The organism is Pseudomonas sp., assembly GCF_050739655.1.
In the GTDB taxonomy this organism is placed as follows: Bacteria; Pseudomonadota; Gammaproteobacteria; order Pseudomonadales; family Pseudomonadaceae; genus Aquipseudomonas.
On record NZ_JBOIBY010000475.1, the window covers coordinates 1 to 7,818 of the forward strand.

The following is a 7,818-nucleotide window of genomic DNA, read 5'->3' on the forward strand; positions in this document are numbered from 1 at the left end:
GGAGCTGCCGCAGGCTGCGATCTTTTGATCTTGATCCTGAAAAATCAAAGTCAAAAGATCGCAGCCTGCGGCAGCTCCTACAGGGGTCAGCGGTACGGATTAGAGGCCTTCAGCAAGCACCTTCGACAGCATATCCACAAAGAAATCCACGCTCTGACGCGAGGTCACCATCGGTGGCTTGATCTTCAACACGTTCAAGAAATCCCCCGTCGGCTGCATGAAAATCCCCAGCTCACGCAGGCGATCACACAACGCCGTGGTTTCTTCGGTCGCAGGTTCCAGTGTCTCGCGGTTGCGGATCAACTCCACGCCCAGATAAAACCCGGAACCATGCACCGCACCCACCAGCGGATGAATATCGACGAGGGCTTCAAGACGCTCCTTGAAATATCCGCCCACAACTTGAGCGTTCTCCCAAAGCTTTTCTTCCTCCATCACATCCAGCACCGCCATGCCGACCTGGCAACTGACCGGGCTACCGCCAGCGGACGAGAAGAAGTAACCCTCGTTCTCCAGCGCTTCGGCGATTTCCCGGCGCGTGATCACGGCGCCCAAAGGCTGCCCGTTACCCATGCCCTTGGCCATGGTGATGATGTCCGGCACCACGCCCTGCTCTTCAAAGCCCCAGAAGAAATGCCCCATGCGCCCGTAACCCACTTGCACTTCGTCGGCGATACACACGCCGCCCTGAGCACGAACCAGCGCATAGACCTGCTTCAAGTAACCCGGCGGCAGCGAGATACCACCGGCATTGCCGTACACCGGTTCGCAGATGAAGCCGGCCAATTGGCGTTTCTGCTCAGCGACCTTGGCCAGGTTGTGTTCGACGCTGCGCACGTAATCCGGGGCGCTGTCCGGGCCACGGAATTCACCGCGATAGGTGTTCGGTGCCGTCACCGGGTGCACCCAGTCCGGACGGCTGCTCAAGGCCTTGGGGTTGTCGGCGATCGACGTCGACACCGCATCCGCACCCACCGTCCAACCGTGATAGGCCTCAAGCACACTGAGCATGTCGCGCCCGCCGCTGTAAGCCCACGCCAGACGAATCGCCAGGTCATTGGCCTCGCTGCCGCTGTTGACCAGGAACACGCGGTCCATGGAATCCGGCGCCAGTTTCAGCAAGCGCTCGGAGAACTCGGCAACGGCGGCGTAGTTGAAACGCGAGTTGGTGTTGAGCAGCGACCATTGACGGCTGGTGACCGCCGCCATCCGTGGATGACCGTGGCCGAGCACCGCGACGTTGTTGAGCATGTCGAGATAGGAGCGGCCCTGCATGTCGATCAGGTGGTTGCGCCAGCCGCGTTCAATGCGCGGTGGGTCGACGTAATAGTGTTTTTGCGTACGGGCGAAACTCGCGTCGCGACGGGCCAGCAAGGTCTGCGAATCGAGCTCTTCTTCAGCGTCACACGCCAGCCCCAGCAAGGCCGCCGGTGACGGGCACAACGCCTGCCATGCGGCCGCCCGCGAAGGTGAGCAAAACAGGGGAGCAGTGAATGAAGACCCTCGGCTCAACTGCACAATCAGCGGTCCGCTGACAGAACCCAGCACCTGGCCTTTTACCAACGCGGCTCCGGCATGTAGCGACGCAGTAACGCCCCACAACCGCACACTCAATTGCGGGCCGTCCAGTTGCAGCACGCCCGCCGCAGGCTGATGCACCACCCCGGCAAACGGCGCTTCGACCGTTGTACCTTGGGGCACACGCAACTCGACGTGCAACGGGCAAGTGTCCGGCTCAATGGCGCTGTCTGGCCGGGTGCGGGACAAACGGTATTGCCCATAACGACTGGCCGCCAAGCCGTGGGCCGCCGCCGCTTCGCTGAGCAATCGCTGATCGATCCCTTCCTGCTCCCAGTTACCGGCTTCGAAGTGCGGGCTGAGCACGCCCAGATCGATCAAGGCGAACTCACGCCCGACCAGGCTCGGCAGCAACGGCGCAAAGCCTTCGCTGCCAATACCCGGCAGGTTCTGGCCAACCGCCGTCAAAATGGCCGCTTCCATCAGCGCCAGCGGGACCGAGGTTGCGACGCGGAAAATTTCCCACTCGTGGGTCAGGTTGTCGCGGCTGTAGGTGTTGCCCGGATCAATGCTGACCTGCTGTTCACCGCTGAGCACCAACACCGCCGCACGGGCGACGATCAGCGGCCATAGCGCCAGCAACTCCTCATGGGTCAGCGGATTGACCGCGTGATAGGCCTGCACCGCTGGCAAAATGCAGAACGGATCACCTTCGCCGTGATGCAGCAGCGCAGCGCAGGTCACCGACAAATCCGTGATGCGCCAGGTGCGCACCAGATCGCCGAAATCGATCACGCCTTGCAACTGCCAATGACGCTGCGCATCACGCTGCCACACCACGTTGTCGTCGGTGATATCCATGTGAATGGCCTGCACCGGCAGCTTGTCCTGCAATGGCTGCAAGTGGCGCTCGGCCTGCTCGGCCGCCTCGCTGATCAGCTTGCGTTGACCCTCGTCCTGAATGACCGGCAGCAAATGCGCGATCAAGGCCTGAGCGTGACGGGCATCCCACTGCAGCGTGCGCACCAGTCCCGGATGGTCAAAATCCGCCAGCGCCAAATCCATCTCACCACACAAGCGACCGAACCCGGCTACCACGGTGCGATTGAAATGTTCGAGGTGCGTCAGCGACTGGCCTTCGATGTAATCGAGCAGGCGCACGTGTACGGCTTGGCCGGCGACCTCCAGGGACAGCAGGTCCGCACCGTTTTTTGCCGTGATCACGCGAGGCACATGCACATCAGGATGCTCACCCAAATGCTTGAGCCCCGCATGCTGAGCCTGCAACTCCAGCGCCGAGTAATCGCCCCGACAGATTTTCAGGACAAAACGCCCCTGTTCGCTGTCGACACGGTAGTTGAGGTCCTGCTGGCTGCCGAGGGCCTGCAACCTTCCGCTCAGCCCGTAATGCTCCTCCAACAGCTCAAGCGCTTGCTCCGCAGACACTTGCGGGCTGGGCAAACTGGCGCGATGAATCAACGTGGCGAGCGGCATACAACGACCCCTGTAATTTTATTAGGCGCCTATATCGCCACTGCTCGGGGCGATAAGCAACCCCTTCCCGGCCCATCTCGCCCAGCGGTGACTTGCAGGGTGCTCGCGGGGCGCCGCCTAGGCATAATGCATCGATACCATCAGGCGCTCGATGCTCATGACTCCGACCCTCCCCCGCAGACCCCGCTGGCGCAGTCTGGCCCTGCTCGCGCTGTGCCTGGCGCCGTTGCTGTGGCCGCTGGAGCATCTGGCCGAGCGCTATTACCGCAGCGAACTGGCTGGGCAAAACCGCCAGACCCTCGACCTTTACGTCGCCAACCTGTTGGGCACCCTGCACCGCTATGAAGTGCTGCCGCAGATTCTGGGCGACTTGCCGGCCCTGCGCGCCGTGCTGGGGGCGCCGGACGATAGCGTCACCCAAGGCAACGCCAACCGCCTGCTGAAAAACATCAGCCACCAGACCGGCGCCGAAGTCATGTACCTCATGGATACCAAGGGCAAGACCCTGGCGGCCTCCAACTGGGACAAGCACGACAGTTTCGTCGGGCGCAATTTTTCCTTCAGGCCGTACTTCAGCGAAGCCATGGCAGGAAGGCTCGGGCGCTTTTTCGGGCTGGGCACCACCTCGGCCAAACGCGGCTACTTCTTCGCCGCAGCCGTTCGCAATGGCGAGAAAATCACCGGCGTGCTGGTGGTCAAGGTCGACCTCGACCACACCGAAAGCCTTTGGGGAAAAACCCCGGAACAACTGCTGCTGACCGATCACAACGGCGTGGTCATCCTCACCTCGCGACCGGAATGGCGCTTTCGTTCGACCCGCCCATTGAGTGAAGACGAGCGCAACGCCATCACCGCAATCCAACCCTACCCGACCCGCGACCCCAAGCCATTGAGGCTCAATCCAAACGCCTGGCTGACCCAGACCCAACCCATTGCGGAAACCGGCTGGAACGTCAGCATCCTCGCTCCGCGCACTTTGATCGACCGTCCGGTGCGCACGGTGGTGGCCATTGGTGGAGCCACGCTGTTGGTGGTGATGCTTTTGCTTGGCCTGATGATGCAGCGTCGTCGCCATTACCTGGAGCGGATCGACTTTGAAGGCAAGGCACGACTCGAACTGGAAGGCCGGGTCGCCGAGCGAACCAGCGACCTGGAAGGCCTCAACCGCCGACTGAAACAGGAAGTGCTGGAACGTGAACAGGCTCAGCAAGAACTGGTGCGCGCCCAGGATGACCTGGTGCAAGCCGGCAAGTTGTCGGCGCTGGGGACGATGTCGGCGAGCATCAGCCACGAACTCAACCAGCCGCTGGCGGCCATCCGCAGCTATGCAGAAAACGCCGAAATTCTGCTCGACCATCAGCGCACCGATGATGCCCGTGGCAACCTCAAGCTGATCAGCGAACTCACCGGGCGCATGGCCTCGATCATCGCCCATTTACGCGCCTTTGCCCGGCGCGATCGCCACGCCCCGGAAAGCGTCGCCCTGCAACCGGCACTGGACGATGCGCTGGCGCTGCTGGCCAAGCGTAGGCGCAGCATGGACGTCGAATTGATCCGTGATTTACCCGCCGCGACCTTATGGGTCGAAGCCGGGGAAACCCGTCTACGGCAGGTGCTTGGCAACCTGCTGGCCAATGCCCTGGATGCCCTGACCGAAAAAGGCCCGCCACGCAAACTCTGGCTGAGTGCCCAATCCACCGCCAATGGCGTCAACCTGTACATTCGCGACAATGGCCCTGGCTTTTGCATGGAAGCCCTTGGTCGCGCCAGCGAACCCTTCTACACCACCAAGACCCGCACCCAGGGGCTTGGCCTGGGGCTGGCGATCTGCGAGACCCTGATGCGCGCCTTCGGCGGTGAACTGTCGTTCGCCAACCACAAGGAAGGCGGCGCACTGATCACCCTTAAACTCCGCGCAGGCGCACCCGGTGTGAGCCTGCAACCGTCCGAGGACCGAAGTGCATGACCATCGACAATCGCATCCAGGTCGTGTTGATCGACGATGATCCCCATCTGCGTCAGGCCTTGAGCCAGACCCTTGACCTTGCCGGCCTGAAAGTTCTGCCTCTGGCCGAAGCCAAGGGTTTTGCCGGGCAATTGGAACGCGACTGGCCGGGCGTGGTGGTCAGCGATATCCGCATGCCGGGCATGGACGGTCTGGAGCTGCTGACCGAACTTCACGCCCAGGACCCGGAGCTGCCGGTCTTGCTGATCACCGGTCACGGCGATGTGCCGCTGGCGGTGCAAGCCATGCGCGCCGGGGCCTATGACTTTCTGGAAAAACCCTTCGCCAGCGATGCCCTGCTCGACAGCGTGCGCCGCGCCCTGGCCCTGCGCCGGCTGGTGCTGGATAACCGCAGCCTGCGTCTGGCCCTGAGCGATCGCAATGAGCTGAGCGCGCGCCTGGTCGGCCAATCGCCCTCGATGCTGCGCCTGCGTGAGCAGATCGGCGCCCTGGCAGCGACCAAGGCCGACGTGTTGATCCTCGGCGAAACCGGCGCCGGCAAAGAAGTGGTGGCCCGAGCGCTGCATGATTTATCGAGCCGCCGAAACGGTCCGTTCGTGGCGATCAATGCCGGAGCGCTGGCCGAATCGGTGGTTGAAAGCGAGCTGTTCGGTCATGAACCCGGCGCTTTCACCGGCGCGCAGAAACGGCGCATCGGCAAGTTCGAATTCGCCAACGGCGGCACGTTGTTTCTCGATGAAATAGAGAGCATGAGCCTGGACGTGCAGGTGAAATTGCTGCGCATGCTGCAAGAGCGAGTGGTCGAACGCCTGGGCGGCAATCAACTGATCCCGCTGGACATTCGCATCATCGCCGCCACCAAGGAAGACCTGCGGCAATCAGCCGATCAGGGGCGTTTTCGCGCCGACTTGTATTACCGCCTGAACGTCGCGCCGCTGCGCATTCCGCCGCTGCGTGAACGGGGTGAGGATGCACTGATGCTGTTCCAGCACTTCGCCGACGAGGCCAGCGCCCGCCACGGCTTGCCGCCCCATGAATTGCAGCCTGGGCAACGTGCGCTGCTGCTGCGCCACACCTGGCCCGGCAACGTGCGCGAACTGCAAAACGCCGCCGAACGCTTTGCCCTCGGCCTGGAACTGGCACTGGACAACAATGAGCCGCAGGGCGCCGCTGGCACCGTGGTGGAAATGGTCAGCGGTGGGCTGAGCGAGCAGGTGGAAAACTTCGAAAAAACCCTGATCGCCGCCGAACTGGCGCGCTCGCACAGTTCGGTGCGCAGTGTCGCCGAAGCTTTGGGCATTCCACGCAAGACGTTGCACGACAAGCTGCGTAAACACGGCTTGAGCTTTGCCGACAGCGGCGCGGCCACACACACCGACGATCTCGATTGAGCTACCGTCAAATCATCCATTGCCAACAAGAGTCTCCTGAATGAGCCGCGACAGTCGTCAACTGGAATCCGTCCTGCACCACGACATCCCTCTCACCCGGGACATGGGCCTCACGGTGCTGGACTGGCACGACCAGCAACTGCGCCTGCATTTGCCGCTGGACGCCAACGTCAACCACAAGAGCACGATGTTCGGTGGCAGCCTGTATTGCGGCGCGGTGCTGGCTGGTTGGGGCTGGTTGCATTTGCGGCTCAAGGAAGAAGGCATCACGGACGGGCACATCGTGATTCAGGAAGGGCAGATCAGCTATCCGCTGCCGGTGACGGGCGATGCCAACGCCATATGCCAGGCACCGGATCCGGTGATCTGGAAGAAATTCCTGGCCACGTTCCAGCGATATGGCCGAGCGCGGTTGACGCTCAATACCCGCGTCGTCAATGACGGCCGCGATGAGGATGCGGTGAGGTTTGTCGGGCAGTACGTTTTGCATCGCTAACGCAAAAGATCGCAGCCTGCGGCAGCGCCTACAGAGGATGCATGGATGCCGAATTTCGCATCAACGCTTGACCCTGTAGGAGCTGCCGCAGGCTGCGATCTTTTGATCTTGATTCAGCCCTTCTTCATCCCCAGGCATTCAATGGAGTGATCCACCATCGCCTTGGCAATCTCCAGCAAATGCCAGATCGAAAACACCATCGCCCGGTCGGCGCCCTTGAGATGGTCGCCGCATTGATAGGCCGTGACCGAGGCACAACGCAGCAGATCGGCGATATAGAGTTGAGTGTCTTCGTAACTCACGTCCTTGCTGACGTTGTAGAAGCGCAATTCATCGAGTGAGGAAGGCTGATCGCCGGTGAGGTAGAAATCAATGGCGCGGTAGAGCGCGGATCGATCTCTGATGGAGTCTTCAGAGGTGGGTTCGGGTGGTGGGTCGGGTACGGATTTTTTCATTGGTATAACTCCCAGAGTCAATTGGAGCCAACCGATTTCGCGACTAAACGAATAGGGTGGCGGCTGTGCACAAGTTAGTCGACCGGTCTCTAGGCAACCCGGCGCACCCGAAGGTGCCATGCGCACAGCCACCATAAAATTCAGGCAATAAAAAACACCCAAAAAAAGGTAGCGCTGTGCGCCCAGAGAGGATCCGGGCGACTAAACCCGATCACTGATGAGCAGTGACGGGCCGAGACTAGCCACCGAATTTGCCAGGCGCAAGCGAGCGAAATGATCTAGGAAATGTCCTGCAAAAGAAAGGGAAGCAGCCTTCAGAAGCGCTGATATTCCTGTGCGAAATATCGCCAAAATCGCACCACAATCCTGTAGGAGCCGGCTTGCTGGCGATAGCGGTGGTGAATGTGCTGCCGTCATCGCTAGCAGGCTAGCTCCCACAGTTGTCTTGGGTTAGTCACAGAAATTGCGACCAGCCGAAAATCAGTGTGGGAGCTAGCC

Annotated in this window: 5 protein-coding genes; 3 read left to right on the forward strand and 2 right to left on the reverse strand. The window is 61.3% G+C overall.

Annotated features, from left to right (window positions below; translation table 11 throughout):
- Nucleotides 1-99: 99 nt before the first annotated feature.
- A complete protein-coding gene (locus ACRESJ_RS22890) occupies nucleotides 100-3,012 on the reverse strand; it encodes an aminotransferase (protein WP_431759955.1) in 2,913 nt (970 codons plus the stop codon).
- A 157-nt stretch (nucleotides 3,013-3,169) separates the two neighbouring features.
- On the opposite strand from ACRESJ_RS22890, the gene ACRESJ_RS22895 reads away from it, so the two are divergent.
- The 3 genes from ACRESJ_RS22895 to ACRESJ_RS22905 are packed head-to-tail and all read left to right on the forward strand — an operon-like array spanning nucleotide 3,170 to nucleotide 6,865.
- On the forward strand, nucleotides 3,170-4,978 hold the full coding sequence (locus tag ACRESJ_RS22895) for a sensor histidine kinase (protein ID WP_431759956.1): 1,809 nt from the start codon (nucleotides 3,170-3,172) through the stop codon (nucleotides 4,976-4,978).
- A complete protein-coding gene (locus ACRESJ_RS22900; RefSeq protein ID WP_431759957.1) occupies nucleotides 4,975-6,369 on the forward strand; it encodes a sigma-54-dependent transcriptional regulator in 1,395 nt (464 codons plus the stop codon). The genes ACRESJ_RS22895 and ACRESJ_RS22900 overlap by 4 nt, the downstream gene beginning before the upstream one ends.
- A 40-nt stretch (nucleotides 6,370-6,409) precedes the next feature.
- Complete coding sequence (locus ACRESJ_RS22905) at nucleotides 6,410-6,865, forward strand: YiiD C-terminal domain-containing protein (RefSeq protein ID WP_431759958.1); 456 nt, start codon at nucleotides 6,410-6,412, stop codon at nucleotides 6,863-6,865.
- Nucleotides 6,866-6,978: 113 nt separating this feature from the next.
- On the opposite strand, the gene ACRESJ_RS22910 is transcribed toward ACRESJ_RS22905, so the two are convergent.
- Nucleotides 6,979-7,320, reverse strand: coding sequence for a DUF6124 family protein (locus tag ACRESJ_RS22910; protein WP_431759959.1), 342 nt, complete (start codon nucleotides 7,318-7,320; stop codon nucleotides 6,979-6,981).
- Between the last annotated feature and the right edge of the window lie 498 nt (nucleotides 7,321-7,818).